The sequence below is a fragment of the Streptomyces sp. Tu6071 genome (assembly GCF_000213055.1).
GTDB lineage: Bacteria > Actinomycetota > Actinomycetes > Streptomycetales > Streptomycetaceae > Streptomyces > Streptomyces evansiae.
The window spans coordinates 93,007-119,708 of record NZ_CM001165.1; the positions used below are offsets into that span (position 1 = coordinate 93,007).

The following is a 26,702-nucleotide window of genomic DNA, read 5'->3' on the forward strand; positions in this document are numbered from 1 at the left end:
CCCCGACCCGCCGACGGACCCGCGCGGCCCCTCCCCCGGATCAGCCCGCGCCCCGCTCGCCCCCGGCCCGCTCGCCCCCGAGGGACAGGGCGCTCTCCTCCCGCCACGTCCCCTCCGGCGTGTACACGGTGAGGCTGAGCCGGGTCACCTCGGCGTGCAGCGGGAGCGCCGACCCGTACCGCTCCTCCAGCGGCCCGTAGACCGCGCGGTCGGTGCCGGGCGCGGCGTGCGTGGCGAGGGTGAGGTGGGGCGGGAGCCCCTCGGGGCCGAACAGGCCCCGGTACGGGAGCGCTCCGGGCCAGGCCCGGCGCAGGGCGGCGGACAGCTCGTGCAGGACCGGGTGCGGCTCGGGGGCGAGGTGCAGGACGCCGGGGAAGTGCCCGAAGCGCGTGAAGCGCAGGGTGAAGGGCGGGTGCGCGGCGACGAGGGCGGCGAGCGCCGCGCGGGAGGCCGGGCCGAGCGAGGCGCGCGGCACGAAGGGGTGCAGGACGCTGACGTGGGCCGGGAAGCCGGTCGTGACGAGCGCGTCGGCCGCCGGGACGCGGATGCTGAGCGAGGTGTCGCCCACACGGTCGCCCCAGTCGGCGGGGGCGGGCTCGGCGGTGGAGGGTGTCGCGGGCACGGGGGGCATCGTCCCACGAGAGGGCGGTACGGGCGCGGGGCGGCCCCCGTGCCCGTACCGCCGTTGTCCCCGCTCGGGCGCGGGGGCGCCCGGGGTCCTCAGTGCACGGCGTGGAGCGGCGCCGTGTGTTCGCGGATCTGGTCCGGGGTGAGGTAGACGTCCGTGTGCTCGAACTCCTTGAGCGTGCCTGCCTTCTGGTCCTGGAAGCCGGTGCGGACGAAGTCGTCGCCCGCGAGCGCGTTGAGCATCCAGTTGGTGAGGACGCGGGTCTTCGCGACGCCCGTGCGCAGCGCGGACCAGTGGTAGCCGCGGGCGACGGCCTGCGCGGGGACACCGCTGAGGTTGATGCCGAGCGGGCGGGAGACCGCGTCGTGGCCGCCGAGGTCGACGACGAGGCCGAGGTCCTTGTGGACGTACGGGTGCAGGGGCTGGTGGAGGATCGTGGCGAGGACGTTGTCGGCGGCGATGCGGCCCTGGCGCATGGCGTGCTGCGCGGTGGGCGGGCAGATGGCGCCCTCGCCCTTGGTGAGGTCGGGGACGGCGGCGGCGTCGCCGAGCGCGAAGACGCCGTCGAGCCCGGGGACCGTCAACTCGGGGGTGACGGCGAGCCTGCCCCGTACCGTCTCGCGCTCCAGCGTCGCCATGAGCGGGCTGGCCGCGACGCCCGCGGTCCAGATGAGGGTGCGGCAGGGCAGGGTGCGGCCGTCCGTGAAGGTGACCTTCTCGGGGCCCGCCTCGGCGATGGAGACGCCGAGCGACACCTCGATGCCGCGCTGGGTGAGGACGTCGAGCGCGGCCTTGCCCAGCTCGTCGCCCAGCTCGGGCATGAGCTTCGGCGCGATGTCGATGAGGTGCCACTTGATGAGCGAGGGATCGAGGCGCGGATAGCGCTTGACCGCGCTCGTGGTGAGGCGCTGGAGGCACGCGGCGGTCTCGGTGCCCGCGTAGCCGCCGCCGACGACGACGAACTGCAGGCGCGAGGCGCGTTCCTCCTCGTCCTCGCTCGCGTCGGCGAGGTCGAGCTGCGCGATGACGTGGTCGCGGACGTAGGCGGCCTCGGCGAGCGTCTTCATGCCGCGCGCGTTCTCGGTGAGCCCGGGGATGTCGAAGGTGCGGGTGATGCTGCCGGGGGTGAGGACGAGGATGTCGTACGGCTCGTCGACGATCTCCCCGGTGACCTTCTGGACGATGCAGATCTTCTTCTCCGGGTCCACGCCGATCGCGCCGCCGGGCAGGATGCGGGTGCGGTGCTTCTGGCTGCGGCGCAGCGAGACGGCGACGGACTGCGGGGTGAGGACGCCGGAGGCGACCTGCGGGAGCAGCGGCAGGTAGAGCTGGTACGAGAACGGCGCGACGAGAGTGATCTCCGCCCGGCCCGGTGGGATGCGGCGTTCGAGCCTGCGGACGCACCCCACCCCGGCGAAACCGGCGCCCACTACGAGAATCCTGGGTCGTGCCACGATTGCGTCCCTTCTCAGGGGTCTGTGCGGTCTCCGGGCCGGTGCGTGCGTCTCCGGTCCCGGACGGCTTCCGCTCGCCTGCCCGCTCAGCGGCGTGTGTCACGGACCATCTTTGCCGAAGGGACTGGGGCGCGCTTGTCGAACGGGGCGGAAGGGGGCGTCCCGGGCGCGAGGGGCGGGGCGACGGACGCGGGGCGGCAGATACGGGGCGGCGGGACGGCGGAGGCGGGGCGGCGGGAGGGCGGACGCGGGGCGGCCCCGTATCCGGGGGGATACGGGGCCGTCCTCGGCGTGGCGCGCGGGTGCGCGCGTGCCCGTGTCGCCGTGCGGGCCGGCCGGTCAGCCGGTCGTGGCGGCGAAGACGTGCAGGATGCCCCCTTCGCTGGTCTTCGGGAGGGTGACGCTCGCGAGGGTCTTGCCGCTCGCGAGGGTCACGGGGGCGGTGGCGAAGAGGTAGGCGTTGACGGGGTCCTTGCCGCCGCCGAGGGTGTCGCGGTAGGCGGAGGTGACCGCGACGGTGTTGCCGAAGGAGGGCTTGTCCCCGCCGCCGCCGAGGGTCCAGTCGGAGAGGCCGAGGTCGGCCTGCTGCGTCGTGCCGTCGGTGTAGGTGAGGGTCATGGTGCCGTGCGTGTCGCCCTCGGCGGCGCTGCCCAGCAGGCTCAGCCGGGTGGCGCCGTCCTTCGCGGGGACGGTGAGGGTCTGGCCGCCGCCGGCGACCTCGATGTTGTCGGGCTCACCCGCGCCGGTCCCGGGCAGCGTGAAGGTGAAGTCGCCCGAGGTGACGGTCTTGCCGGGGGCGGCGCCGCCCCCGGCGAGGGCGGTGGCGGAGTAGCTCCAGCCCTCGCCGTCGAAGTTCGCGCCGGGCTTGGCGTCGTCCTCGGAGACGCCGTCGTTGTTGAGGTTCCACAGGACGCTGTCCTTCGCGGCGACCGTGACGGTGAGCTTCGCTCCGGGCAGTTCCTTGCCGGAGGCGGTGCGCAGAGTCACCGGGATCGTGCGGAAGCCCTCCTTCGCGCCCTCGGTCGCGGCGACCGAGAGCGCGCTGCTCGCGGTGCCGCCGGAGGGGACGGCGAGGGTGCCGGACGCGGGGGTGACGGTGAGTCCCCCGGGCGCGTCGGCCTTCCAGGTCACCGTCTCGGCGCGGTCCTGGAGGGTGCGCACGGTGAGGTCCGTACGGGCGGCGTCGCCGCCGGGCGAGACCTTGAGGGCGCTCGGGCTCGTGCTCGTGAAGTACGTGTCACCGCCGCCGGGGAAGGACGGCGGGGCGTCCGAGGCTGCCGTGCCCCACGTGGCGTCGGGGTGCGTGGCGAGCGTGTAGTCGAGCGTGCCGCCGTGCTTGACGAGGGTGTCGGGGACCCAGGTCTTCGTGCTGGTCCTGCCGTTGACGCGCAGGCCGTGGATGTACGTGTGGCTGTCGTCGGCCGCCGGGGCGTTGACCGTGATGCGCTTGCCGTGGCCGGTGCGGACGACGGCGCGGGGGAAGAGCGGCGCGGTCAGGACGAGGTCGGCGCGGCTGGGGTTCTGCGGGTACATGCCGAGGGCGGAGAACACGTACCAGGAGGACATGGTGCCCGCGTCGTCGTTGCCGGGGATGCCGCCGGGGGTGTCGGTCCAGAGCTGGTCGATCTCGGCGCGGACGGTCTCCTGGGTCTTGGTGGGGGCGCCCAGGTAGTTGTAGAGGTACGGGGTGTTGATGTCGGGTTCGTTGGTGGGGTCGTAGCGGGTCGCGTCCTTGGCGGAGAAGTCGAACTTCCCGTCCTTGTCGCGGAAGAAGGCGTCGAGCCGGGCGGTCGCCTTGTCGTTGCCGCCCATGGCGCGGGCGAGGCGGGCGACGTCGGAGTAGACCATCCAGGTGTAGCGGGCGCTGGTGCCCTCGACGAAGCCGTTGCCCGTGCCGGGCGTGAAGACGCCCGCCCAGGTGCCGTCCGCGTTGCGGTTGCGGATGTAGCCGCCCTCGGGGGTCGCGGCCGGGTCGAAGACGTTGGTCCAGTTGCCCGAGCGGTCGAGGAACTTCTTCTGGTTCCCGCGGTCCCCCGTGGCGCGGGCGAGTTCGGAGAGGCCGTAGTCGGCGGCCGTGTCCTCCAGGGTCTCGGCGGCGCCGCCCCAGCAGTGGCAGTCGTCGGCGGGCACGTAGCCGAGCTTGAGGTACTGGTCGAGCCCGGGGCGCTGGCCGACGCACTCGACGTTGCAGCCGGAGCTGTCGGAGTCGTTGGCGGTCGGTACGGTCGCGGCCCGGACGAGGGACTTGAGCGCGCCCTTGACGTCGAAGTCGGTGCCGCCGAAGGCGTGGATGCCCGCGAGCGCCGGAGCGGCGGGGTCACCCGACATGACGCTGGTCTTGCCCTGCTGGAGGAGCCAGCGGTCCCACTCGCCGCCCCGCTGGGAGGCGTACTGGTAGAGGGACTGGGCGTAGTCGCTGCCGGCCTTCGGGTTCAGGAGCGACATGAGCTGCACCTGCGCCCGGTACTGGTCCCAGCCGGAGAAGGTGCCGTACTGGGCCTTCTGGCCGTGCGAGAGGCGGTGCGTCTTGTCGTCGGCGCCCGTGTAGCGGCCGTCGGTGTCGCTCGTGAGGGTCGGCTCCAGCATCGAGTGGTAGAGCGCCGTGTAGAAGGTACGGTACCGGGCGTTCGTGCCGCCACCGACCTGGATCGCGCCGAGCGCCTTGTCCCAGGCCCGGCCCGCGTCGCGGGCGACCGACTCGAAGCTCTTGCGGGACGGGTTCTCGGCGCGGAGGTTGGCCTCGGCGCCCGCGTCGCTCACGTACGAGATCGCGACCTTCGCGCCGACCTCGGTGGTGCCCTTCGGGAAGGTGACGTAGGCGCCGGAGCCCTTGCCGGCGACGGGGTTGCCGCTGGAGCTGTAGCCGGTGCCGCCGCTCGCGTCGGTGGTGTCCGGGCGCAGGGTCTTGTCCTGCCAGGTGCCGGTCTTCGCGAAGGGGGTGTCGAAGTGGATCGTGTAGTGCAGCGTGTAGAGCGCCTTGCGGTTGTTGGCGCTCTGCGGGCCGCAGAAGTTGCCGGCGTCGATGGAACCGGTGACGGTCTTCTTCGCGGCGTCGATGTGGACGCGCGCGTCGGCGCTGCCGGACTCCGCGTTGGAGCCGCGGACGAGGAAGCTCGCGGCCTTGTCGGCGGGGAAGCCGAAGCGGCCCGAGCCGGTGCGCTCCGTCGCGGTGAGGGCGGCGGAGGCGCCGTTGGCGAGCTTGACCTCGTAGCGGCCCGCGCTCGCCTTCTCGTCGTCGTGCGAGAAGGCGGAGGCGTAGACGGAGTCGTTCGTGTCGGCGGTGGGCGAGGTGGTGACCTCGCCGGGGTAGGGCATGAGGGGCACGTCGCCGTTCGCGCCGGAACAGCCCACGCCGTTGAGGTGGGTGAGGCTGAAGCCGCGGATCGAGGTGGCGTCGTACTGGTAGCCGCCCGGGGCCGGGTTGGAGACCTGGTTGCCGCGGGTGGTCTGGGGGCTGAACGCGAGCATGCCGAAGGGGCGGACCGCTCCGGGGTAGGTGTTGCCCGCGTTGGAGGAGCCGATGAGGGGGTCGACGTAGTCGGCCGGGTTCCGGACCAGGGCGGTGTGGGCGGTCTTCGCGGCCTGGGGCGTGGCGGCGGTGGCGGCCGGGGCGAGCGCGGTGAGCCCGAGGGCGGTCGCCGCGGTGAGGGCCAGGAGGCCACCGGCCGTGGTGCGGGCGGGACTTCTGCGGTGCGTCACTCTTCTGACGTTCCTCTCCTCGGGTGCGCCCGGATCGAGCCGGACAACGTTGTCAGGCGCGAGCGATGCTCCTCCCGAGGCTGAAGGGACGTCAAGGGGGGAGCGACAAGATCATCCTGAACGGGCGTCAGGACCGGGCCCCGCCGGACGCGGTCGAGGCCCGACGCAACCATGGGTTGACACTTCTTCGAGCGTCAACCTAAGGTTGCCTGCATGACGGAGCAGACACCGGCACATCGCGCAGTACGGCTCGATGATCTGATCGACGCCATCAAACGGGTCCACATCGGACCCCTGGACCAGCTCACGGACGCGGTGCTCGCCGCGGAGCACCTCGGGGAGGTCGCGGACCACCTGATCGGCCATTTCGTCGACCAGGCACGCCGTTCGGGCGCCTCCTGGACCGATATCGGCACCTCGATGGGCGTGACGCGGCAGGCGGCGCAGAAGCGCTTCGTACCCAAGGACTCCGGCGAGGTCGCGGCTCTCGATCCCGAGCAGGGCTTCAGCCGTTACACGCCGCGCGCCCGCAAGGTCGTGGTGGCCTCGCAGACGCAGGCACGGGAGCACGGGCACACGCGCATCGCGCCCGCGCACCTCCTCCTCGGCCTGCTCGACGAGCCGCAGAGCCTCGGCGTCGTCGTCCTCGCGGACCAGGGCGTGACGCGCGAGGCGGTGCGGGAGGCGGCGGAGGCGGCGCTGCCGCCGCGCGGTGAGGAGGACCTGCCGACGCTCATCCCCTTCGACGCGGCGGCGAAGAAGATCCTGGAGCTGACCTTCCGCGAGGCCCTGCGCCTCGGCCACAACTACATCGGCACCGAGCACCTGGTCCTCGCCCTCCTGGAGCACGAGAACGGCGACGGCCTCCTCGCGGGTCTCGGCGTGGAGAAGGAACGAACGACGGAACTGCTCGCGGGCCATCTGCGGCGCATCCAGGCGCAGGTGGAGGAGGCGAGGCAGAAGGAAGGGGGCTGAGGTCCGGATCACAGGAGGAAGCCGCCCGCCACTCTGGGTTGACAGAGCGTGGGCGGCTTCCGCACGCCCGCACTTCCGGACGGAGTGGGCGATTCGTACCCGCCAAGGCTCCAGAGGAGGGGTTTCCCCTGCCGGGTACCCGCGGGGGCGGGATAGCGCAGGGGAAGGGAGCCGCGGTACCGCCCCGCGGCACGGAGGCGGGCACGTCTCGTACGAGTGCCCAGCACCGTTCGGCACGCATGACGGAGCATGCGACAGCTCCGCGCCGGCCGATGCGGAGGCCGTGCACCATCGATACCCCAGTGGACGCCCGGACCGCCTCCCGCCTGGCATGATCATGCGATCATCCGCCTACCCGGGGGTTTTCATGTCCTGGTCGTTCTCACGAAGATTGCGGCGCCTCGGCGCCGTCACCGCCGCCCTCTTGTTGTGCCTGTCGGCACACGTACTGTCCGCCACCGTAGCCGCAGCCGACACGGTGGAGCCCGGCAGCGCGCCACCCCTGCGCAGCATCAGTTACAACGTGTGCGGGGCCTCCGCGGCGTGCCGCAGCGAGCTTGATCTCCCCTCGTGGACGGCGATCGTCGCCGGGCAGGCACGGGACTGGAACGCGGACTCGGTCATGCTTCAGGAGCTGTGCCACGGGCAGTGGGAGTCCTTGCGCGACGCCCTGCCCGGGTATCAGGGCGTCTGGACCAAAACCCTGGACGCCCCCGGCTGCGCCAAGTGGTCCGGCGACACGGGCTTCGGACTCGGCCTCTTCGTGAAGTCCCCCGCCGTCGACCGCTTCTCCGCCAATCTGACAGTGCCCACGGGACAGGAGCCGCGCGCAGTGCTCTGCGCCCGGGGACCCGTGCAGGGCCGTACGACACTGACCTGCACGACGCATCTGGCGCAGTACATCACCCCCGACAACGGTTCCGCGCAGGCCCTCGCGCACATCGACTCCTGGGCGGCCGGGCTGCCGGTGACTCTGGGCGGCGACTTCAACGCCGGGCCTCAGTACGCCGCGCTGGACCCGCTGCGCGCCGGTACCCCCGGCACCGGGCCGTTCGCGGAGGCGGACGAGAACGACCGCGACTATTTCACCGCCGCCTGCCTGGAGGCAGGGGCCACGACATGCCGCTCGGGAGAGCCCACCGCCGGAGGCCAGAAGTTCGACCACGTGTTCCTGAGCGCCCGGGACTTCCGCACAGTGCGCGCGGACGCCGTCCAGCCGGACACGGGCGGAGCCGGGCCTCTCTCCGACCACCTCCTCCTGCGGGCGGCGGCCGCGGCGGAGTCGCGCGCGCCCTCCGGCGTGGCCGGGGACCTCACCGGTGACGGACGGCCTGATCTCCTCGCGGTCAAGGACGACGGAGTCCTGCGCCTCTACCCGGGGCTCGCCGACGGACGAGTCGGCACGCCACGGATCATCGGACTGGGGGGCTGGCAAGACGCGGCGGTGAGCCACCGGGGCGACTGGACCGGGGACGGGAGGGAGGACGTCGTGGCGCGGGTCGGAGACGCCTTGTGGGTCTATCCGAACACCGGCTCCGGCGAACTGGGGAAACGGCTGGCGATGGGAGGCAGGCCCACCGGCTGGACGAACGCGCTGCCACTCGCGGCCGGCGACGTCGACGGCGACGGCCTGCCGGACCTATTGGCCCGCAGCAGCACGGGGCTGTGGTTGCACCGAGGTGCTGCGGCCGAGGCGGGAAACCCCTCCTTCGCCGCGCGCGCCGCCGTGCGGATCGGCGGGCCCGAGTGGGCGGGATACGACGTGCTTCTGCCCGGTGACATGGACGAGGACGGGCGGGCCGATGTGGAGGCGCGCGACCGGGCGACGGGGCGGTTGCTGGCCTACCCGAGTCGGGGCGCCGAACCGCTGCCGACGCCACGTCAGCTGACGGGCGAAGCCTTGCCGACGGCCGCGCGCCGTCTCCTGGTCTCCCCCGGTGACGTGACGGGCGACGGGAGCCCCGACCTCTGGAGCACGGTGGCCTCCGGCGGCGTCGAGGACCTCCAAATCCTCCCCGGCACGGCGACGGGCACCGGCACGGCGCGGACCGTGGGGGCTGGCGGCTGGCAGTGGATCAACTCCCTCGGGTAGGGCCCGGCCCCGTTCCCGCTCCCGACGCCGAGGGAAGCGCCGCAGGGCGGGAGCGGCGGGGCCGGGGCTGACCGGCGCCGGGCCCCCGCAGCCCCAGCGTCCCGGTGCACTGCTCAGCCCCTGCGCCCCCGTGCCCCGTGGAGGACGCAGTCGCCGCACAGGGTGCCGCGGGGGGTGCGGTAGTAGAGGCAGCAACTGTTGCGGCGGTAAGCGACGCCGAGGTCGGGGTCGTACAGGTAGGTGCCGTTGTCGCCCAGGTCCGGGGTACTCAGGAGGCGGGCCGCGAGGGGGCCGGGGTTCCGGGGCGCCTCGGGGACACGGTCGAGGAGGACGCGGACCGTGCCGGTCAGGGCGGAGGCGGTGTTGCCGCGCAGGGTGTGCGGGGAGAGGCCGTAGCGGGTGCGCAGGTGGGCGTGGAGCGGGGCGAGGTGGGCGGTGAGGAGGGTGTGCAGGGCGGGGACGGGGTCCTCGTCGGCGGGGCGGGCGGTCGGCTCGTCCGCCCACAGGCTCGGCGCGCCCTCGGGCGAGAGGGTGAAGCGGAGCCGGTCGGGGCCGAGGTCGGGGACGCCGCCGCCGAGCGCCACGGCGCCGAGGGCGAGGGACCACAGCCGGGCGACGTGCCCGAGGTGCACGGTCGAGGCCGCGACGCGCCCCGCGCCCGTGCCGAGGCGGGCGCCGACGCGGGCGGTCCAGTCGTCGAAGGCGGCTCCGGGGAGGGCGGTGAGGGGGCGGTAGGAGGCCGCGTCGGGCGGTGGCGTGGTGGCGACGGCGAAGTAGGGGCCGAGCGGGGCGAGCCGGGCGAGGAGGCCGGCGGGGGTGGGGGCCGTCATGGGCTGGTGTCCGTTCCCGGCGCGGGGCGCGCCGCGCACGGGATCGTTTCACAGTGCCGGGTGGCTGCCGCCGGGGGTGGGCGCGCTCGTAGGCTGAAAGCGGACGCGGCCGGTGCTCCGGGAGTCCGAGGCCGCCGCGGGCGGCCGTCCGGAGGTCGCGTGGGGACGGCGCGACGCGTCCGTACGACTCGGTACGGCGCTCGTACGACTTGGGACGGAGCAACGCGCACACCATGAGGATCGATCTCACCGACACCACTGCCAGCGACATCAACAAGGCCCTCGTGTCCGCCCGGCGGGCGCTCGGCACCCCGACGGTGGGACGGGTGCTGACCCTGCTCGTCGTCACGGACGAGGAGGACGCGTACGACGCGCTGCGCGCCGCGGGCGCCTCCGCGCGCGAGCACCCCGCGCGCATCCTGCTCGTCATCCGCCGCACCTCCCGCTCCCCGCACCGCCGCGCATACGCGCGCCTCGACGCCGAGGTGCGCGTGGGCGCGGACGACGCGGGCGCGGGCGAGATCGTGGTGCTGCGGCTGTACGGGGAGGTCGGCAAGCACGCCGACTCGGTGGTGCTGCCGCTGCTGCTCCCCGACGTCCCGGTCGTGGCCTGGTGGCCGTACGGCGCCCCGGAGAACCCGGCGGCCGATCCGCTGGGCGCCCTCGCCCGGCGGCGCATCACCGACGCGTACGCGTCCGAGAACCCGGTGGCCTTCCTCGCCGGGCTGCGCCGCTCGTACACGCCCGGCGACACGGACCTCGCGTGGACGCGGCTCACGCTGTGGCGCTCGACGCTCGCCGCCGCGCTCGACCAGGTGCCGGGGCCGGTGCGGTCCGCCAGGGTGGAGAGCGAGGCGGACAACCCGAGCGCGGAGCTTCTCGCGCGCTGGCTGGGGGTGCGGCTCGGGGTCGAGGTCGAGCGGGTCGTCACGGGTGGTCCGGTGATCACGGCCGTACGGCTCGGCACGGCGGCCGGGGAGCTGAGTGTGGAGCGTCCCGATGGCCCGCTCGCGAGCCTCGCGCTGCCCGGCCGCCCGCCCCGCCCGCTCGCCCTCCAGGTGCGCGCGCTGCCCGAACTGCTCTCGGAGGAGCTGCGGCGGCTCGACCCGGACGAGGCGTACGCGGAGGCGCTGCACGCGGAGGCGGGGGCGGACGCGACGTCCTGAGCCCCGAGCCCCCGCGCGGGCCCCCGTTCCGGCACAGCACGCCGGGGCGGGGCCTTTGTGCGTCGTGGGGCCTTCGTGCCTCGTGGGGCCTTCGTGCGTCGTGGGGAAGGGCTTCACGCGCCACGGAAAACTGCGCCCCAGCACAGGGGACTGCGCGCGTCGCCGGGGGCTGCCTGCGTTGCATGGGGGCGGACCGCACGCGCCGCGCCGTGAAGCACGCCACATAGCCCGCGCTTTGCATTAACCCGCGTGTGCAATTATTGTCGACACAGGTAAGCGGCGAAAGCCCGTAGAGGGCATCGGTGGAGCACGTTCGCCCGCGCCGCGCACCGGTCAAGCACAGCCACCCCCACAGGAAAGGCACTCGCGTCATGCGTCTGCGCACTCTGCTTCCCGGCCGGCTCGGTTTCGGGACGGCCCCGCTCGGCAACATGTTCCGCGCGATCCCCGAGGAGGAGGCCCGCGCCACTCTGCGGGCCGCCTGGGACCAGGGCATCCGGTACTACGACAGCGCCCCCTTCTACGGCGCGGGGCTCGCCGAGATCCGGCTCGGCGAGATGCTCGCGGAGCACCCCAGGGACTCGTACGTGCTCTCGACGAAGGTCGGCCGCGTCATCCTCGACGAGGTCGAGGACCCGGCCGCGCGCGACCTCGGCGAGAAGGGCGGCCTCTTCGAGCACGGCCGCCCGAACAAGATCGTCGACGACTACTCGGCGGACGCCACGTACCGTTCGATCGAGGACAGCCTCAAGCGGCTCGGCACCGACCGGCTCGACATCGTGTGGGTCCACGACATCGCGCAGGACTTCCACGGCGACCGCTGGCTCGCCCAGTTCGAGACCGCCCGCACGGGTGCCTTCCGCGTCCTGTCGAAGCTGCGCGAGGAGGGCGTGATCAAGGCGTGGGGGCTCGGCGTCAACCGGGTGGAGCCCGTCGAGCTGACCCTGGACCTGGACGAGCCGCGTCCCGACGGCTTCCTCCTCGCCGGGCGCTACACGCTCCTCGACCACGCCCGCGCCCTCCAGCGCGTGCTGCCCACCGCCACCGAGCAGGGTGTCGACCTGGTCGTCGGCGGTCCGTACAGCTCCGGTGTCCTCGCGGGCGGCGCCCACTTCGAGTACCAGGAGGCTCCGCGCGAGATCGTCGAACGCGTCGGGCGCATCCGCGAGCTGACCGAGCGGCACGGCATTTCCGTCAAGGCGGCGGCGCTCCAGTTCGCGCTGGCCCACCCCGCCTCGGTCGCGGCGATCCCGGGAGCGACGCGTCCCTCGCGCATCGCCGAGGACCTCGGGGCGCTCGACGAGCGTGTGCCCGCCGCCTTCTGGGCGGAGCTGCGCGAGAGCGGGTTGCTGAGCCCCGAGGCCCCGCTGCCCAGCGCCTGAACGCGTCCCCCTCCCCCACACACGCCACCCCCACGAATCAGGAGCACTCCCATGGCTTCCACCTCCGTGAGCCGCCTCGTCCCTGCGGACCCCGACACCGTCTGGCGCCTCGTCGGCGGCTTCCACGACCTGCCCGACTGGCTCCCGTACATCCCCGAGAGCACCCCGCAGGAAGGGGGCCGCGCCCGACGGCTGCGCAACGCGGACGGCGGGACGATCGTCGAGCGCATGACCGCCTTCAACGACCGCGAGCGCCACTACACGTACACGATCCTCGAAGCGCCCTTCCCGGTACGGGGCTACCTCTCGACCCTGCGCGTGCACGAGGTGCCCGGCGCTCCCGGCAGCGCCGAGGTCGAGTGGACGGGCCGCTTCGCGCCGGACGGGGTGAGCGAGGAGGAGGCGGTCGCCCTCTTCACCGGCATCTACAGCGAGGGCCTCGCGGCGCTGGAGACGGCGCTCACCGCCTGAGCGAGTGTTCGAGATGTCCGGCCCCGCGTTCCGGTGGTCCGGGTGCTGGGCGGTACGGCATCCGGTGAATGGGTTCGCGGGCATTGCCGGGAGCGTGGGGTGTCGGAGCCGGGGGCGGCCCCGTCTTGTTCGGGGAGGGGCGGGACGCGGCGGTGGCGTGCGCCGGATCGGGCGCGTCGGCGGGCCGACACGTCCAGGCCCGAACGACGCACGCGACGCGATGCGATGGGGACATGCTGGGAGGCGGCATAGCGCGCACAAGGACCGGTCCCGAAGCCCGGGACCGGTCCTTGTGCGCGCTTGTCGTCTGCCCACTGACACTAGTTGGCCCGACGCGGAGTTGGCAGTGACACCCGCAGGAGACCGCCACCCCACGACAGTCGGCCCCGCGCGCTCGCCGAAAACAGTCGCTTGGTCACTCCGCGACGGCACGGACGGGGGCAATGCGCCCTGCGACGCGTGCTCAGGGAGGCGCCGGTCGAGCACCGCCGGCGGTCGGCCACGGCTACGGCCACGGCCTCCCACCCCACCTGCCGCAAGGGCTCAGCCGAAGGAAAGGCAGCTGTGGGAAGTGGGGGTGACGCCCTGGGCGAAACTGATCATCTGCTGGTGGGTCAGGCCGGCCTCGGCGGGGAACTGCACCGCGACGGTCCCGCTCTTCCCGTCGGGGAACAGGAGCAGTTCGGCGGCTTTGTCGGCGGTCGGCCCCAGCCATCCCGTCCGGCCCTGAACGGTCACCTTGGTGAACCCCTTCGTACGGGCGGGGGGGCCGCCGTCGAGGGTGACGGCGATGGCATGGTCGAAGTGGACCTCCTCGTTGCTCTGGGGCAGGGAGACACCAGGCGGGGTGGCGACGAAGCTGCACTGGTCCGACCAGCTCACGCTCCAGCCCGACGGAACGCTCCTCACACGAAAGCCGGTGGGCTGGGATCCGGTGTAGGCGACCAGTTGAAGAACCTGCGACGGCCGGCCGGTGGTCGCGGAGGGGGCGGAGCGACTGGTCTGCGCCGGTGTCAGGGGTGACGCCTCGGAGCCGTGCCGCTCGCCGGGCCCGGTCATCACCGCCGCCGACGCGGCGGCGGCGACGACCGCGACCGCCAGGCCGGCACCAGCGGTCCGACGGCGACGGCGGAGCCTCGCCGCTTTGTGGCCGCGTTCCAGGTCGGAGTCGATCGTGGCGGCGTCGGCGGGGTCGTGTGCGCCGCTGTCGCGCAGTGCGGCCAGCGCGTTGGCGAGGTCGTCGGTTCGGGCTTCATTCATCTCGGATCTCCTCTGCTCAGTGGGAAGTGTTCGAAGGTTGGGGGAGTACTTTGCGGAGCCTCACCAGTCCACGGCTGCTCTGGCTTCTCACCGTTGCCTTGCTGCAGCCCATGACCTGAGCAGCGGCTTCTACGTCAAGGCCCTCGACGTAGCGGAGAACGACAGCCGCCCGCGTCCGCGCCGGAAGGCAACCCAGCAGGGCCCGCAGGTCCGCGTAGTCGGTGTAGGGCTGTTCCGGCCCGGCTGTATCGGGCACCTGCGCATGGACCTGCTCACGTCGGCGGAAGACGATGCGGTGGTCGTCGATCGTGGCGTTCACCACGCAACGACGCGCGTACGCAACGGGATTCCGCCCGCGTATACGCGGCCATGCCAGGTAAAGGCGGGTCAGTGCCGTCTGCACCGCGTCCTCGGCCCGCCCCTGATCCCCGGACAGCAGCAGCACCGCCAACCGGACCAGCCCGGCACGGTGCGCCCGCACGAACTCGGTGAATTCCTGATCCCGTTCAACAGTCGGCTTCACGGGCACGCGTCCTCTGTGCGACGAGTCTCTCTTCGGTCACCCCTTCCACGGATCCGGAAGGCCGCGGCGTTGCACGGAACCCGAAATTTCTCCGGCGGCCCCGGCAGCCGGCCCACTTCCGATCGGCGCGCTTGGCGGTCCGGGTCGGCGGTGAAGACGTGGGCGCTGCCGCGTCCAGTCCCCCGCCTGTACGGGTGTCGACCACGACGGGTTCGACCCCCCGGCGTTGCCGGCGCCCAGGCGGATCATGGAGCGCATGCGCGGGGGCCCGGGAGGTCGGACCTCAGGGCCTGACCTGGGCCGACAGGACGCAGGGCGACGATTCCTTGGACCGGCCTCGGTGCGGTCGGAGGGGACCCGCGATTCATGCGCGTCGCGCCTGACCGGTCGGCCGGGGCGGTGCCGGGCGGCGTGACGCCCACGCGGTGGCCGGAGCGGGGCCGCTGTCGTGGGCGGAGCGGGGGCGGTGCGGGAGATCCCGTCGCAACAGGTGCGCGATCGCGTCGCGCGTCCCACACTTGTGCCTGCGCTGTCCGTCCGTCCCGGTCCTCGTGCCCGGGGAGGGCCGCACCGCGCGACGGAGACGCCCACGCCAACGGAGGCACCGTGAAGATGCTGATCAACGTCGCGGAGACCGTCGTCGCCGACGCCCTGCGCGGCCTCGCCGCCGCGCATCCCGAACTGACCGTGGACATCGAGAACCGGGTCGTGGTGCGGCGCGACGCGCCTGTCGCCGGGAAGGTCGCGCTCGTCTCCGGGGGCGGCTCGGGGCACGAACCGCTCCACGCGGGTTTCGTGGGGCCCGGGATGCTCGACGCGGCGTGCCCCGGCGAGGTCTTCACCTCGCCCGTGCCCGATCAGATGGTGCGCGCCGCCGCCGCGGTGGACAGCGGTGCCGGGGTGCTCTTCATCGTGAAGAACTACACCGGGGACGTCCTCAACTTCGACATGGCGGCGGAACTCGCCGAGGAGGAGGGCATCGCGATCGCGAAGGTCCTCGTCGACGACGACGTGGCCGTCACCGACAGCCTGTACACGGCCGGGCGGCGCGGTACGGGCGCGACGCTCTTCGTCGAGAAGATCGCGGGCGCCGCGGCGGACGAACGCCGCCCGCTCGCCGAGATCGCGGACCTCGCGACGCGCGTCAACGCCGCCTCGCGCAGCTTCGGCGTCGCGCTCTCCGCCGTGAGCACCCCCGCCAAGGGCGGCCCCACCTTCGACCTGCCGCCCGGCGAGCTGGAACTCGGCGTCGGCATCCATGGCGAACCCGGCCGGGAGCGGCGCCCGATGATGACCTCGGGCGAGATCGCCGACCACGCCGTGCACGCTGTGCTCGACGACCTCGGCGGTGACGGGCCCGTGCTGCTCCTCGTCAACGGTATGGGCGGCACCCCGCTCCTGGAGCTGTACGGGTTCACCGCCGAGGTGCACCGCGTCCTCGGCGAGCGCGGCGTCCCGGTGGCGCGCTCCCTCGTCGGCAACTACGTCACGTCCCTCGACATGGCGGGCGCCTCGGTGACGGTGTGCCGGGCGGACGAGGAGATGCTGCGCCTGTGGGACGCGCCGGTCGCCACGGCGGGGCTGCGCTGGGGGCGCTGAGGCGGGCGGACGCGCGCACAGCCACGTATGGCACGCGGAGTCACGCACGGCACGCAAAGCAACGCACGGCACGTACAGCATGTGCGGGCGGCAGCATGGGGCACGATCGGCCGCGCGGCACGACAGGCGCGCACCACGGCACGAAGGGGTGACGGACGGACATGGGCGATGAAGGCAGGGACAAGGGCGGCACCGGTGGGCCGGGCACGCTCGACGCGGCGTTCTTCCGGCGGTGGCTCGACGCCGCCGCCGCGCTGATCGACGAGGAGGCCGAGCGGCTCACCGCGCTGGACTCGGCGATCGGCGACGCCGACCACGGCGCCAACATGCGGCGCGGTTTCTCCGCCGTGCGCGAGTCGCTCGCCGCCGAGGAGCCCGCGAGCCCGCAGGCGGTGCTCGCGCTCGCCGGGCGGCGGCTCGTCTCCACGGTCGGCGGGGCCTCGGGCCCGCTGTACGGGACGCTGCTGCGCCGGACCGGGAAGGCACTGGGCGAGGCGCTCGGCGAGCGCACGGACCCGGATCGTACGGAGTTCGCCGCCGCCTTGCGCGCCGGGATCGACGCGGTCTCCGCGCTCGGCGGCGCGAAGCCGGGCGACAAGACGATGATCGACGCGCTCGTCCCGGCCGCCGAGGCGCTCAGCACCTCGTGGGAGGCGGCGGCAGAGGCGGCGCGCGAGGGCGCGGCGGCGACGGTGCCGATGCGGGCGCACAAGGGGCGGGCGAGCTATCTGGGCGAGCGCAGCGAGGGGCACGAGGACCCGGGGGCGGCCTCGGCGGCGCTCCTCCTCGGGGCGCTCGCGGACACGGCGGGGAGGGCGGGGGCGTGAGCACGGGACAGGGTGGTGTGGGGCTCGTCGTGGTCTCGCACTCGGCGACGGTCGCACAGGCGGTGGCGCGGCTCGCCGCGCAGCTCACGGGCTCTGCCGAGGACGTCAGGATCGAGGCGGCGGGCGGTACGGAGGACGGCGGCCTCGGGACGAGCGCGGACCTCGTGGTGCGGGCGGCGCACGCCGTGGACCAGGGGGCGGGTGTCGCGATCCTCGCCGATCTCGGGAGCGCGGTGCTCACCGTGAAGGCATTGCTCGCCGACGGCGAGGAGCTGCCCGAGCGGAGCGCGCTCGTGGACGCCCCGCTCGTCGAGGGCACGATCGCGGCGGCCGTCGCCGCCTCGGCGGGCGCGGACCTGGAGGGGGTACGGGCGGCGGCGGCCGAGGCGTACGACTACCACAAGCAGTGACGCCTGGGCGGGGCCGCCGCGCGCCGCGTCAGGGCGCCGTCTCGCGAAGGTAGCGGGAGACGCGGGCCCGTCCGGCCGCGCGGGCCGCTGCCGGGTCCTCGATCGGGTGGACACGGGTGTCGGGGAAGAGCAGGTACAGGACGTCGTCCTGCGTTCCTGCGGCTTGGGGCGCGCCGCCGAGGCCGAGCGAGAGCGCGGCGGCGTACGAGGCTTCGCCGATGACGTCGGTGGGGCCGGTGTCGCCGACGACGGCGTACCGGACCCGGCCGCCGTGCACGAGCACGGCGAGCGTCCCGCCGGTGACCCCCGAGGCGGCCGGGCGCCAGCGCGCCGAGGGGCCGGGGACGACGACGTACGGGACCTCGTCGGCGCTCAGCGGGCGCCCGTCCGAGCCGTTCCACGCGGTCGTCCCCTGGAAGTACGGGCCCGAGGCGGCGTTGCATACGGGGCCGGGCCGTCCGTCGCAGTCGATGTCGAGATCGGCGGTCCAGTGCAGCGTGCCGCCCTCGCCCGCGCACAGGGGCACCTCGGGTGCCCGCGCCGCGTCCCGCCGGAAGAGCCCGGTGGAGACCTGCCGGCAGGAGCGGGCGGCGCGGGACCGGAGGGCGTCGGCCGTGATCGCGAGGGGGCGGGGGGTGGCGGGCGGCGAGGCCGCCGGGGGCGCGGGCGGTGAGCCGGCGGGAGCGGGGGTGCCGGTGGCGGACGCGGGCATGCGGGCCGGTGGCCGCGTCGCGCGCGAGGCGAGGGTGGGGGTACGGGGCGGGGGCGACGTCCGGGGCGGGCGCTCCGGAGCCGGGGGCGCGGGGCGCGAGGCGTGGACGGTGGGGCGGCCGTCCGGGGGCGGCCCGGGGCGCGGTGGGGGTGTCGCGCGGAGGCCGGGCGGGCCGGGGTGCGGGGCGGCCGGGAGGGGCGCCGGGGGCGCGGGCACCGGCGCGGTGGGGGGCCGGGCGGGGGGTGCCGGGGCCGCGCAGGCGAGGGGGACGAGGGCGAGGGTCACCGTGAGCAGGGCGTGGCACGACCTGCGGGCGGCGGCCCCCGGTCGTGGGCACGACGACATCGAGGACGTCAACCGATCTCCAGCGAACGCACGAACGGATGAACAAACCGTCGCGGACGGTAACCTCCTGCCCCTGGCACCCCGCCGAGGCGGGGCATGACGCGCGGGAGGTCACCCGGCTACCGGTACCGCTGCGGGCCACCCGCGGCCGGGGCCGCCCCGCCGCGCCCCGTTCCGCCGAACCCGTACCGCCCGCGTCCCCGTCCCGCCCGCGTGCCGGTCCCCGTACCGTCCTCCTCCCCCACCCCGGGCCCGTCAGGCGCCCGCTCCCCCGTCCACCGGCAGGATCGCGCCCGTGACCATCGACGCCCGGTCGCTGAGCAGCCACGCCGCCGCTTCCGCCACCTCGCGGGGCTCTCCCATGCGGCCGAGCGGGACCGAGGTGGTGATGCTGTCGACGACCCCGGGAGTCGCCGCCTCCCACTCGTCGATCATCTGTGTCGCCGTACCTCCGGGGGTGATGCCGTTGACGCGGATGCCCTCGCGCCCCCAGGTGACGGCGGCGCTCTCGGTGATGCTGTTGAGGGCGCGCTTCATGGCGCCGTAGGCGGGGAGCGCGGGGTTGGCGCGGCGGCTGCCGATGCTCGACGTGTTGACGATCGCTCCCCCGCCGCCGCGCCGCATGAGCGCGGCCTCCGCATTCATGGCGGTCCAGTGCGCGCGGAAGTTGACGGCGAACTGCTCCTCGATCACCTCGTCCGTCGTGGTGTCGAGCGGTCCGGGCTGCTGGCCCGCCGCGCCGTTGTTGAAGGCGCCGTCGAGACGGCCGTGGAGGTCCGCGACGCGGTCGACGGCCGCGCGGATGCTCGCGGGATCGGCGAGGTCCAGCGGGACGGCGTCCGCGACGCCGCCGGAGGCGCGGATCTCCTCGACGACCGCGTCGAGCGCTTTCGTGCCGCGTGCCGCGAGGACGACGGAGGCGCCCTCGGCGGCGAAGAGGCGGGCCGCCGCCGCGCCGATGCCGCGGCTGGCGCCGGTGACGAGCACGACCTTGCCGGTGAGCAGGCCGAGGGGAGTGTGTGCGGTGTGCTGTGTCATGACCTCAGCGTCGGCCCGGCGCCGTGCCGGATACAGGCACAAGCGGTACCAGGATGCCGCCGCGCGCGCGGCGCACACTGGGCGTATGGACAAGCAGGAACTGGGCGCCTTCCTCCGCAGCCGCCGGGAGCGGCTGCTCCCCTCGGACGTCGGTCTCCCCTCCGGGCCGCGCCGCCGTACCCCGGGGCTGCGGCGCGAGGAGGCCGCGGTCCTCGCGCACATCTCCACGGAGTACTACGTACGGCTCGAACAGGGTCGCGCGCCCCGCCCCTCGGGCGAGGTCCTGGCCGGGATCGCGGGCGCGCTGCGGCTCACCGAGGAGGAGGCCGCGCACCTGCACGTCCTCGCCGGGACCGCGCCGCTCCGCTCGGGGACGCACCGGCGCGAGGTGCGGCCGAGCATCCTGGCGCTTCTGGAGCGGCTGCCGCACACCGCCGGGTTCGTCATCTCCGCGACCTTCGAGGTTCTCGCGTGGAACGCCCTCGCCGCCGCGCTCATGGAGGACTTCGGCGCGCTCGACCCCGCGGAGCGCAACCTCGCGCGCCGGGCGTTCCTCACGCCGGGAGAGCCGGAGGCGCCGCTCTACGGGATCTCCGACGCCGCCGAGTTCCGCCACCACGTCGTGACGGAGCTGCGGGGCGCGCTCGCCCGCCACCCGAAGGACCCCGGGGTGTCGGGGCTGATCGAGGAACTGCGCGCGGGCTCCCAGGACTTCGCGCGGCTCTGGGAGCGGCACGACGTGCGGGCCGCGCACGTGCTCACCAAGACGTTCCGCCACCCGCTCGCCGGGGAGGTCACCGTCGACTGCGATGTCCTCGGCCTCGACGAGAGCGGGCAGCGGCTCGTGCTCTACAGCGCGCCGCAGGGGTCCCCGAGCGCCGAGGCGCTGGCGTTCCTGGGGGTGCTGGGGGCGGAGGCGGGCCGGGGCCGCTGAGCCGGCCGGGGCGCCGGGAGGACCCCGGTCCGCGCGGCGTCGGCGGTCTCGCCGACCTGCGCGGGTTCAGCCCACTCTTCCCACTCAGCCCGGTACCCGTACGCTCCTTGGGCTCCGTGGCTCCGGGCGCTCAGTGCGCTCCGTGCGCTCAGTGCGCGAAGCCCCAGTCGAGCACCTTCGTGGCGTCGTCGAAGCGGCCCGTGTCGTCGCCCAGGATGACGCCGACGAGGGTGCGGTTGTCGCGCTCGGCGGCGAAGACGACGCAGTAGCCGTCCTCCGGGCCGCTGCCGGTCTTGACGCCGAGGGCTCCGTCGTAGGTGCCCAGCAGCTCGTTGGTGTTGTTCCAGGTGTAGTACCGGGTGTGGCCGTTGGCCGCGGGTGCCTCGGTCTTGTACTGCGTGTTCTTGACGACCTCGGCGAACACCGGCTGGAGCATCGCGCGCTGGCCGAGCTTGGCGAGGTCGCGCGCCGTGCTGTGGTTGTTGCCCTGGGAGATGCCGTCGACGGAGTCGAAGTGCGTTCCCTTGAGGCCGAGTTGCTGCGCCTCGGCGTTCATCTGCGCGATGAAGTCGGTGATCCGCGCCTCCTCGGTGTCCCCGTTGCCGAAAGTGTCGGCCAGGGCGCGGGCGGCGTCGGCGCCGGAGGGGATCAGCATGGCGTGCAGGAGCTGGCGGGCGGTCAGGGTGTCACCGGTCTGGAGGTCCGCCGTGCTGGCGCCGACCTCCTGCACGTAGTCCCGGTACTCCTGCTTGACCGTGATCTGCCGGTCCAGCCACTCGGGGTGCTTGAGCACCACGATCGCCGTCATGATCTTGGTGGTGCTGGCCATCGGCACGCTCTCGTCGGCCTTGGCACCGGCCCACAGTTCCCGCTCCTGGCTGCCGTCGCGCGCGTCGAGGAGGAAGGCGTGTTCGGCCTTGATCGCGGGGGCGGCCTGCTCGCCGGTCTCGGTGGCCGTGGCGTGCGGGGTGCTGTCCGGGGTGGCGGCCTGGGCGAGGCCGGTGGCGCCGAGCGGCAGCGCGGCCCCCACGAGCGCGGCCGAGGCGATGCGGACACCTGTGCGGTGAAAGCGGTTGGGGCGGGCGTGTGCACCCATGAAGTCTTTTTCCTCCTACCGGCGCGGACGCCGGACCGTACGTGCCCGGGGCCCGGCGGACGTGACCCCCGCCGCGACGCCCGGGAAGGCCCCCGAGAACGCCTCGGGGACACACAACCCACGCCATCACGCGGAACGCGCCCGCTCAAGGAGCCGCATGATCTCGTCACAGGGCCCACACGCCAAGGTCGGATGATGATCATTTCGCGGTACGGATCGTGCGCGCCCCGCTCAATGCAGGTTCGTCCCGGCCGACCGGGGCGGGGCGACGTGCCCCGGTCGGCCGGGACGAACCGGGGGCCGACACCGAGGAGGTGTTCCACGACCGCCGTGCACCCGGTCTCCCCGGCGATCTCGCGCACCACGGTGTCGGATCCCGGCCCCCTGACAGGCACGGAACACAGGCGGCGAGGCGCGGACTCCTCCCGGGGCCGTACCACGACGGTGCGTCAGCGCAGCGCGCCGAGCACCACCTCCGCGAGCGGTCCCGCCGACGCCGGGTTCTGGCCGGTGTGGAGGGTGCGGTCGCTCACCGTCTTCGGGGCCCACGGCTCGCCCTCCTGGACGTCGGCGCCGAGCGCGGTCAGGCGGTCCTGGAGGAGCCAGGGGGCGCGGGAGGCGAAGCCCGACTGGGTCTCCTCGGCGTTGGTGAAGCCGGTGAGGCGGTAGCCCGCGAAGGGGCTCTTCCCGTCGGCGTCCGCCGTGGCGAGGAGCGCGGCGGGGCCGTGGCAGACGAGGGCGAGCGGGCGCCCCGAGGCGAGCGCGCGGGTGAGCAGGGCCGCCGAGTCGGGGTCGCGGGAAAGGTCCTCCATCGGGCCGTGGCCGCCGGGGTAGAAGACGGCGGCGTACGCGTCCAGGTCGACGTCGGCGAGGGAGCGCGGGCGCAGTAGCGGCGTCATCGTGTCGAGCGCCGCGCGCAGCCGTGCCGCGCCCTCCGCGCCGCCCGTGAAGGAGGGGTCGAGGCTCATCGCGTCCACGGTCGGCACGACGGCGCCGGGCGTCGCGACCTCGACCTCGTAGCCGGCCTCGGTGAACAGGTTCCACGGGGCGACCACCTCGTCGGCCCAGAAGCCGGTGGGGTGGCGGGTGCCGTCGGCGAGGGTCCAGTGGTCGGTGCCGGTGAGGACGAAGAGGATCGTGGGCATGGGGGGCTCCTTGGTGAGGGGTCAGGGGGTTCGTGTGCCCCGGCCGGTACGGGTCACCGGGTCCCTGCCCGCGCGGGCGCCCCGGTCCCGGCGGGGCTGGGCCGGACGGATGAGGTCTTCACCTGCGCGGCGGCAGCCCGGGGGCCGCGCGGGTGCGGCCGGGACGGCACGGACGTGGGCTGGGCAGCGGCCCGCACGGTCCTCCCGTCGCGCGCCCGACCGGGCGCCGCCGTGCAGCGCCCGAGGACGGTCCCCATGCCTTGCGCGACTTCCCTGACAGCGACCGTGCTGGGCGCCTGCGCCCTGCTGACGCTCACTCCCGGCGCCCACGCCGACGGTGCCCCGGTGCGGGACCCCGTGACGGTCCGCGCGCAGGGCTCGACGGTCCGGCTCACGACCTCGGCGTGCCCCCGGGGCGGCACGGCGACCCTCGTCCCGGTGGGGCGCGGCGCGGCGGACGCGGGCTACGCGGTGGACCTGGCGCCCGGCGGTCGCGCCCGTACGGCCTCGTGGCTCGCGGTCGACGACGGGCGGTACGTGGCGCGGGTGCGGTGCGCCGACGGGACGCGGCTGAGCGGGGCCGCGGTGCGTGTGCCGGGGCCCGTGCCGTCCCCTGCCGTGACGCCCGAGCCGGAGGGCACGGGCGCGAAGGACTCCCCCGTACCGCGTCCGAGCGGGTCGGCGGCGGCGAGCGCGTCGCCCGTGGACCCGTACGCGGACGCGGGGATGGCGGAGTCCCCCGCGGGCGTGCCCGGGGAGATGCCGAAGGGCGGGGTGCGGGGCGGGCTCGGCGGCAGCGCGAAGGCGGAGCGGGACTCGCCCGGCGCCTTCGGGGCGGGGCTCGCGCTCGTCGCGGCGGGGGGTGTGGGCGCGCTGGTGTGGTGGCTGCGGAGGAGGGTGTGGGGACGGTGAGGAGCGGGGCGGTCCCCGTGCCCCGCCTCAGACCCGCCGTTCCCCCGGCAGCGCTTCCGCCACCCACCCGATGGGCAGTTCCTCGTTGTCGACCGTGACCGCCTCGACCGCGTGGTTCTCGGGGTTGATGTCGGCTTCCACGCCCTCGCCCGCGAAGCGCGGATAGCCGCTCGTGCCCTCGGCGCCCGTCGGGCGGACGACCGCGCGGCGCAGCTCCGTTCCGTGGTCGAGGTGCCCAGCCTCGTCGGTGATCTGGGGCTTGAGGACGACGGTGTACGTGGGATCGCCCGGCATCGATGTCATGGGCCCGGAGTGTAGGACGGCCGCGCGCGGGAGGCGGGGCGCCGCGCCAGACCCGCGCCCCGTACAGCCGCCGCGCGAACGGAAGGCGCCGGCCCCTAGCGCGCGTACCCGGGCCACGGGGACATGCCCCGGAGAAACTTCGTGCACGGGATCTTGACGGCCCGGCGAAACCTGTCTGTAATGCGTTGCGAACCGGTTCGCGAACCGGTTCGCACGAAGTGGTCCCCGGGGCACGGCAGTTCGCTCCGGGGCAGCGGTACCTTCACCTCACGCACCGTCAGGACACCGTCGTCAGGAGGCTGTGGTGAACATCGGCGAGATCGCTCGCAGGGCCGGGGTTTCGCGCAGCACGGTCTCGTACGTGCTGAGCGGGAAGCGGCAGGTGTCCGAGGCGATCAGGGAGCGGGTCATGCGGGTCGTGGAGGAGTCGGGCTACCGTCCGAGCGCCACGGCACGGGCCCTCGCCCACGGCTCCACGCGGACCTTCGGTCTCGTCATCCCGCCCACGAGCGAGCACCTGGTCGCGGAGCAGCTCCGCTTCGTCGGCGCGGTCGCCGAGGCGGCGGCGGCGCACGACCACGACGTCCTGCTCTCGCCGAGCGGCGAGGCGCACGAGAGCGCCTTCGACCGGATGGTCGGGGAGCGCAGGGTGGACGGCGTGATCGTGATGGAGACGATGCTCCACGACAGCCGGGTCGCGCGGCTCACCGAGGAGGGGCTGCCGTTCGTCACGATCGGCAGGACCGGGGCCGAGGAGGCGCACAGCTGGGTCGACCTCGACTACGCGGGGCTCGTGACCGAGGCGGTGACACGGCTCGCCGCGCTCGGGCACGAGCGGATCGCCCTGATCAACCGTCCGCAGCGGCTCCTCGACCGGGAGTACGGGCCCGCCTTCCGGGCACTCGACGCCTTCGAGAAGGCCGTCGTCGCGCACGACCTGCGCGGGACGGCGGTCTGCGCGGAGGACGAGGAGGAGTCGGGGGCCGAGGTGACACGGCGGTTGCTCGGCACCCTGGTGCCGCCGCCGACCGCGATCGTGACGGTCAACGAGCGCGCGCTCGACGGCGTCGTCGCCGCCCTGCGGTCCGCGCGGGTCGTGGTGCCCCGCGACCTCTCGCTGCTCGCCGTCACGTCCGAGGAGCACGCCCGCGCCCACGAGCCGCAGATCGGCGGCGCCGACGTGCCCACCGCCGAGATGGGGCGCAACGCCGTCGAGGCCCTGCTGCGCCGTGTCACCCACCCCGAGGAGGCGCTCGCCCACGTCCTGCTCAGCCCGCCCTTCCTCCCGCGCGGCACCGAGGGCCCGGCCCCCGCCTCCGCCTGACCCACGCCGGGCCCCGCCCGCGGCGCCCGCGCACGCGTACCACCGCTCCCCCGGCACGCCGCCCGACCGGGGAACGGTCACCGGCACCACGTCACTCCCTTTCCCGCGTCCCCATGCCCCCCGGCATGCCCGCGTCCGCGCGCCGCCGCCCGTACCAGCGGGCCGCGGGCACGCGCATCACCACCGCGCCTCGCGGCCCACCAGCCCACCGCACGCGCGGCCCCACTCGCCCGTCCCTCCGCGACGGGCTCCGTCGCCGTGCCCCCGAGAGGACCTCGCCATGTCCCGTACACCGCGCAGAACGCCCCGTACCGCCCACCGCGCGCGCCGGTTCGCGCTGCTCACCACCGCGACGGCGACCGCCACCGCGCTCCTGGCCGCGTGCGGCGGGGACGGCGGCGGTTCCGCGGCGAAGGACTCCTCGGGGCCGGCTCGTGCTGACCGAGATGGACTGCTACAACACCGACCCGACGATGAGCGCGCTGCCGAAGCTCCTCGACTCCTGCGGCAGGAAGGCCGGGGTGACGGTGCGCCGCAAGATCGTGCCCGACCTGCGGACGAGGCTCATCCAGCTCGCCGGTTCGCACGCCGTGCCCGACCTCGTGCTCCTCGACAACCCCGATCTCCAGCAGCTCGCGGCCACGGGCGCGCTCACCGACCTCGGTGCGGCGGGGCTCAGGACGGAGGGCTTGTACGAGAACGTGGTCGCGGCCGGGCAGTACGAGGGGAAGCTGTACGGGGTCGCCCCGGGCGCCAACTCCCTTGCCCTGTACTACGACAAGAAGCTCCTCGCGGACGCGGGCCTCACCCCGCCCACGACGTGGGACGCGCTCGGGAAGGCCGCGAAGAAGCTCACGTCGAGCAAGCGGCACGGGCTCGGATTCGCGGTTCCCGCGACCGAGGAGGGCAGCTTCCAGTTCGAGTCGTTCTTCCTCTCGGCGGGGGCCGAGTTGTCGAAGCTCGACTCGCCGGAGGCGGTGCGGGCCCTCACCTTCCTGGACACGCTCGTCAAGGAGGGCGCGGCACCAAAGGACGTGCTGAGCTGGACGCAGGCGAACGTGCAGGAGCAGTTCGCGAACGGTTCGCTCGGGATGATGGTCAACGGGCCCTGGCAGCTCCCGCAGTTGAAGAAGGCCGGGATGTCGGAGGCGGACTACGGCGTCGTGCCGATGCCCGTACCGGCGAAGGGCGGCACGCCGTCGGGGGCACTGGGCGGCGAGGTGTGGGCGGCCGGGAACAACGGCGCGGAGAAGTCCCGCAAGGCCGCCGAGGTCATCTCCTGCATGGTGAACGAGAAGAACAGCCTCACGTGGTCGAAGCTGACGCAGTACGTCCCCGCGGCGAAGAGCGCCGCCGCCGAACTCGCCGCCGAGCAGCCGCAGATGAAGCCCTTCGTGGACGGCATCGCGGGGGCGCGGGGGCGGACGGCGAAGCTCGGGGCCACGTACCCGGCCGCCTCGCAGGCGCTCTGGACCGCCGTGCAGGCCGCGCTCGCCGGGCAGAGGAGCCCGTCCGCCGCGCTCGCCGCCGCGCAGGCCGAGGCGAGCCGATGAGCACGTGGCCGCGCCGGGTGCCCG

23 protein-coding genes are annotated in these 26,702 nt (G+C 74.2%); 12 read left to right on the forward strand and 11 right to left on the reverse strand.

Going from position 1 to position 26,702, the window contains the following annotated elements; genetic code table 11:
- Window positions 1–40 precede the first annotated feature (40 nt).
- The 3 genes from STTU_RS00355 to STTU_RS00365 form a co-directional block, all read right to left on the reverse strand.
- Window positions 41–622 (reverse strand): 2'-5' RNA ligase family protein, encoded by a 582-nt coding sequence (locus tag STTU_RS00355; RefSeq protein WP_007818663.1) that lies wholly within the window; start codon window positions 620–622, stop codon window positions 41–43.
- A gap of 98 nt (window positions 623–720) precedes the next feature.
- Window positions 721–2,082, reverse strand: a complete 1,362-nt coding sequence (locus STTU_RS00360) for an NAD(P)/FAD-dependent oxidoreductase (RefSeq protein ID WP_043253622.1) — start codon at window positions 2,080–2,082, stop codon at window positions 721–723.
- A gap of 339 nt (window positions 2,083–2,421) precedes the next feature.
- The gene (locus tag STTU_RS00365) at window positions 2,422–5,781 is read right to left on the reverse strand and encodes a GH92 family glycosyl hydrolase (RefSeq protein ID WP_007818665.1); all 3,360 of its coding nucleotides are present in this window, start codon (window positions 5,779–5,781) and stop codon (window positions 2,422–2,424) included.
- A 213-nt stretch (window positions 5,782–5,994) separates the two neighbouring features.
- Between STTU_RS00365 and STTU_RS00370 the strand changes: the two genes are divergently transcribed.
- Window positions 5,995–6,756 carry a Clp protease N-terminal domain-containing protein gene (locus STTU_RS00370; RefSeq protein WP_007818667.1) on the forward strand — a complete coding sequence of 254 codons (762 nt, stop codon included), beginning with the start codon at window positions 5,995–5,997 and terminating at the stop codon, window positions 6,754–6,756.
- 367 nt (window positions 6,757–7,123) lie between these two features.
- Window positions 7,124–8,848 (forward strand): FG-GAP-like repeat-containing protein, encoded by a 1,725-nt coding sequence (locus STTU_RS00375; RefSeq protein WP_106432189.1) that lies wholly within the window; start codon window positions 7,124–7,126, stop codon window positions 8,846–8,848.
- Window positions 8,849–8,961: 113 nt separating this feature from the next.
- Here STTU_RS00375 and STTU_RS00380 read toward each other — a convergent pair whose 3' ends face one another.
- Complete coding sequence (locus STTU_RS00380) at window positions 8,962–9,678, reverse strand: (2Fe-2S)-binding protein (protein WP_007818670.1); 717 nt, start codon at window positions 9,676–9,678, stop codon at window positions 8,962–8,964.
- Window positions 9,679–9,911: 233 nt separating this feature from the next.
- Between STTU_RS00380 and opcA the strand changes: the two genes are divergently transcribed.
- From opcA to STTU_RS00395, 3 genes are all read left to right on the forward strand, one after another.
- Complete coding sequence (opcA, locus tag STTU_RS00385) at window positions 9,912–10,844, forward strand: glucose-6-phosphate dehydrogenase assembly protein OpcA (protein ID WP_007818671.1); 933 nt, start codon at window positions 9,912–9,914, stop codon at window positions 10,842–10,844.
- Between the two features lie 371 nt (window positions 10,845–11,215).
- Window positions 11,216–12,226 carry an aldo/keto reductase gene (locus STTU_RS00390; RefSeq protein ID WP_043253624.1) on the forward strand — a complete coding sequence of 337 codons (1,011 nt, stop codon included), beginning with the start codon at window positions 11,216–11,218 and terminating at the stop codon, window positions 12,224–12,226.
- A gap of 51 nt (window positions 12,227–12,277) precedes the next feature.
- Window positions 12,278–12,697, forward strand: a complete 420-nt coding sequence (locus tag STTU_RS00395) for an SRPBCC family protein (protein ID WP_043253626.1) — start codon at window positions 12,278–12,280, stop codon at window positions 12,695–12,697.
- A gap of 543 nt (window positions 12,698–13,240) precedes the next feature.
- On the opposite strand, the gene STTU_RS00400 is transcribed toward STTU_RS00395, so the two are convergent.
- Together STTU_RS00400 and STTU_RS00405 are read right to left on the reverse strand one after the other, a co-directional pair.
- Window positions 13,241–13,957: a hypothetical protein gene (locus STTU_RS00400; protein ID WP_007818673.1), complete on the reverse strand. Its 717-nt coding sequence runs from the start codon at window positions 13,955–13,957 to the stop codon at window positions 13,241–13,243.
- Between the two features lie 16 nt (window positions 13,958–13,973).
- The gene (locus STTU_RS00405; RefSeq protein WP_043253628.1) at window positions 13,974–14,480 is read right to left on the reverse strand and encodes a SigE family RNA polymerase sigma factor; all 507 of its coding nucleotides are present in this window, start codon (window positions 14,478–14,480) and stop codon (window positions 13,974–13,976) included.
- A gap of 606 nt (window positions 14,481–15,086) precedes the next feature.
- Here STTU_RS00405 and dhaK point away from each other — a divergent pair.
- The 3 genes from dhaK to dhaM all read left to right on the forward strand — a co-directional run bounded on the left by dhaK (window position 15,087) and on the right by dhaM (window position 17,316).
- Window positions 15,087–16,079 carry a dihydroxyacetone kinase subunit DhaK gene (gene dhaK, locus STTU_RS00410; RefSeq protein ID WP_007818675.1) on the forward strand — a complete coding sequence of 331 codons (993 nt, stop codon included), beginning with the start codon at window positions 15,087–15,089 and terminating at the stop codon, window positions 16,077–16,079.
- 161 nt (window positions 16,080–16,240) lie between these two features.
- Window positions 16,241–16,906 (forward strand): dihydroxyacetone kinase subunit DhaL, encoded by a 666-nt coding sequence (gene dhaL, locus STTU_RS00415; protein ID WP_007818676.1) that lies wholly within the window; start codon window positions 16,241–16,243, stop codon window positions 16,904–16,906.
- Window positions 16,903–17,316, forward strand: coding sequence for a dihydroxyacetone kinase phosphoryl donor subunit DhaM (gene dhaM, locus STTU_RS00420; protein ID WP_043253630.1), 414 nt, complete (start codon window positions 16,903–16,905; stop codon window positions 17,314–17,316). The genes dhaL and dhaM overlap by 4 nt, the downstream gene beginning before the upstream one ends.
- A 28-nt stretch (window positions 17,317–17,344) precedes the next feature.
- Here the strand turns inward: dhaM and STTU_RS00425 are convergent, their stop codons facing one another.
- Both STTU_RS00425 and STTU_RS00430 read right to left on the reverse strand, forming a co-directional pair.
- The gene (locus STTU_RS00425; protein ID WP_007818678.1) at window positions 17,345–18,028 is read right to left on the reverse strand and encodes a glycoside hydrolase family 75 protein; all 684 of its coding nucleotides are present in this window, start codon (window positions 18,026–18,028) and stop codon (window positions 17,345–17,347) included.
- Window positions 18,029–18,628: 600 nt separating this feature from the next.
- Complete coding sequence (locus STTU_RS00430) at window positions 18,629–19,411, reverse strand: SDR family NAD(P)-dependent oxidoreductase (protein WP_043253632.1); 783 nt, start codon at window positions 19,409–19,411, stop codon at window positions 18,629–18,631.
- An 85-nt stretch (window positions 19,412–19,496) separates the two neighbouring features.
- Between STTU_RS00430 and STTU_RS00435 the strand changes: the two genes are divergently transcribed.
- Window positions 19,497–20,345: a helix-turn-helix transcriptional regulator gene (locus tag STTU_RS00435; protein ID WP_007818681.1), complete on the forward strand. Its 849-nt coding sequence runs from the start codon at window positions 19,497–19,499 to the stop codon at window positions 20,343–20,345.
- Between the two features lie 148 nt (window positions 20,346–20,493).
- Here the strand turns inward: STTU_RS00435 and STTU_RS00440 are convergent, their stop codons facing one another.
- Together STTU_RS00440 and STTU_RS00445 are read right to left on the reverse strand one after the other, a co-directional pair.
- The gene (locus STTU_RS00440) at window positions 20,494–21,441 is read right to left on the reverse strand and encodes a D-alanyl-D-alanine carboxypeptidase family protein (protein ID WP_007818683.1); all 948 of its coding nucleotides are present in this window, start codon (window positions 21,439–21,441) and stop codon (window positions 20,494–20,496) included.
- Between the two features lie 449 nt (window positions 21,442–21,890).
- On the reverse strand, window positions 21,891–22,586 hold the full coding sequence (locus STTU_RS00445) for a type 1 glutamine amidotransferase domain-containing protein (protein ID WP_007818686.1): 696 nt from the start codon (window positions 22,584–22,586) through the stop codon (window positions 21,891–21,893).
- A gap of 255 nt (window positions 22,587–22,841) precedes the next feature.
- Here STTU_RS00445 and STTU_RS00450 point away from each other — a divergent pair, with 255 nt between their 5' ends.
- Window positions 22,842–23,498: a hypothetical protein gene (locus tag STTU_RS00450; RefSeq protein ID WP_010270271.1), complete on the forward strand. Its 657-nt coding sequence runs from the start codon at window positions 22,842–22,844 to the stop codon at window positions 23,496–23,498.
- A 27-nt stretch (window positions 23,499–23,525) separates the two neighbouring features.
- On the opposite strand, the gene STTU_RS00455 is transcribed toward STTU_RS00450, so the two are convergent.
- Window positions 23,526–23,801: a hypothetical protein gene (locus STTU_RS00455; protein ID WP_370684160.1), complete on the reverse strand. Its 276-nt coding sequence runs from the start codon at window positions 23,799–23,801 to the stop codon at window positions 23,526–23,528.
- Between the two features lie 361 nt (window positions 23,802–24,162).
- Between STTU_RS00455 and STTU_RS00460 the strand changes: the two genes are divergently transcribed.
- A complete protein-coding gene (locus tag STTU_RS00460; RefSeq protein WP_234019350.1) occupies window positions 24,163–25,125 on the forward strand; it encodes a LacI family DNA-binding transcriptional regulator in 963 nt (320 codons plus the stop codon).
- 434 nt (window positions 25,126–25,559) lie between these two features.
- The gene (locus tag STTU_RS00465; RefSeq protein WP_007818694.1) at window positions 25,560–26,678 is read left to right on the forward strand and encodes an extracellular solute-binding protein; all 1,119 of its coding nucleotides are present in this window, start codon (window positions 25,560–25,562) and stop codon (window positions 26,676–26,678) included.
- Window positions 26,679–26,702: the final 24 nt, after the last annotated feature.

Bases quoted from the DNA above. Each gene is read 5' to 3' on its own strand.
- STTU_RS00370 (WP_007818667.1), top strand. From the start codon at position 5,995: ATGACGGAGCAGACACCGGCACATCGCGCAGTACGGCTCGATGATCTG.
- STTU_RS00375 (WP_106432189.1), top strand. From the start codon at position 7,124: ATGTCCTGGTCGTTCTCACGAAGATTGCGGCGCCTCGGCGCCGTCACC.
- STTU_RS00380 (WP_007818670.1), bottom strand. From the start codon at position 9,678: ATGACGGCCCCCACCCCCGCCGGCCTCCTCGCCCGGCTCGCCCCGCTC.
- opcA (WP_007818671.1), top strand. From the start codon at position 9,912: ATGAGGATCGATCTCACCGACACCACTGCCAGCGACATCAACAAGGCC.
- STTU_RS00390 (WP_043253624.1), top strand. From the start codon at position 11,216: ATGCGTCTGCGCACTCTGCTTCCCGGCCGGCTCGGTTTCGGGACGGCC.
- STTU_RS00395 (WP_043253626.1), top strand. From the start codon at position 12,278: ATGGCTTCCACCTCCGTGAGCCGCCTCGTCCCTGCGGACCCCGACACC.
- STTU_RS00400 (WP_007818673.1), bottom strand. From the start codon at position 13,957: ATGAATGAAGCCCGAACCGACGACCTCGCCAACGCGCTGGCCGCACTG.
- dhaL (WP_007818676.1), top strand. From the start codon at position 16,241: ATGGGCGATGAAGGCAGGGACAAGGGCGGCACCGGTGGGCCGGGCACG.
- STTU_RS00425 (WP_007818678.1), bottom strand. From the start codon at position 18,028: ATGCCCGCGTCCGCCACCGGCACCCCCGCTCCCGCCGGCTCACCGCCC.
- STTU_RS00430 (WP_043253632.1), bottom strand. From the start codon at position 19,411: ATGACACAGCACACCGCACACACTCCCCTCGGCCTGCTCACCGGCAAG.
- STTU_RS00435 (WP_007818681.1), top strand. From the start codon at position 19,497: ATGGACAAGCAGGAACTGGGCGCCTTCCTCCGCAGCCGCCGGGAGCGG.
- STTU_RS00440 (WP_007818683.1), bottom strand. From the start codon at position 21,441: ATGGGTGCACACGCCCGCCCCAACCGCTTTCACCGCACAGGTGTCCGC.
- STTU_RS00445 (WP_007818686.1), bottom strand. From the start codon at position 22,586: ATGCCCACGATCCTCTTCGTCCTCACCGGCACCGACCACTGGACCCTC.
- STTU_RS00450 (WP_010270271.1), top strand. From the start codon at position 22,842: ATGCCTTGCGCGACTTCCCTGACAGCGACCGTGCTGGGCGCCTGCGCC.
- STTU_RS00455 (WP_370684160.1), bottom strand. From the start codon at position 23,801: ATGACATCGATGCCGGGCGATCCCACGTACACCGTCGTCCTCAAGCCC.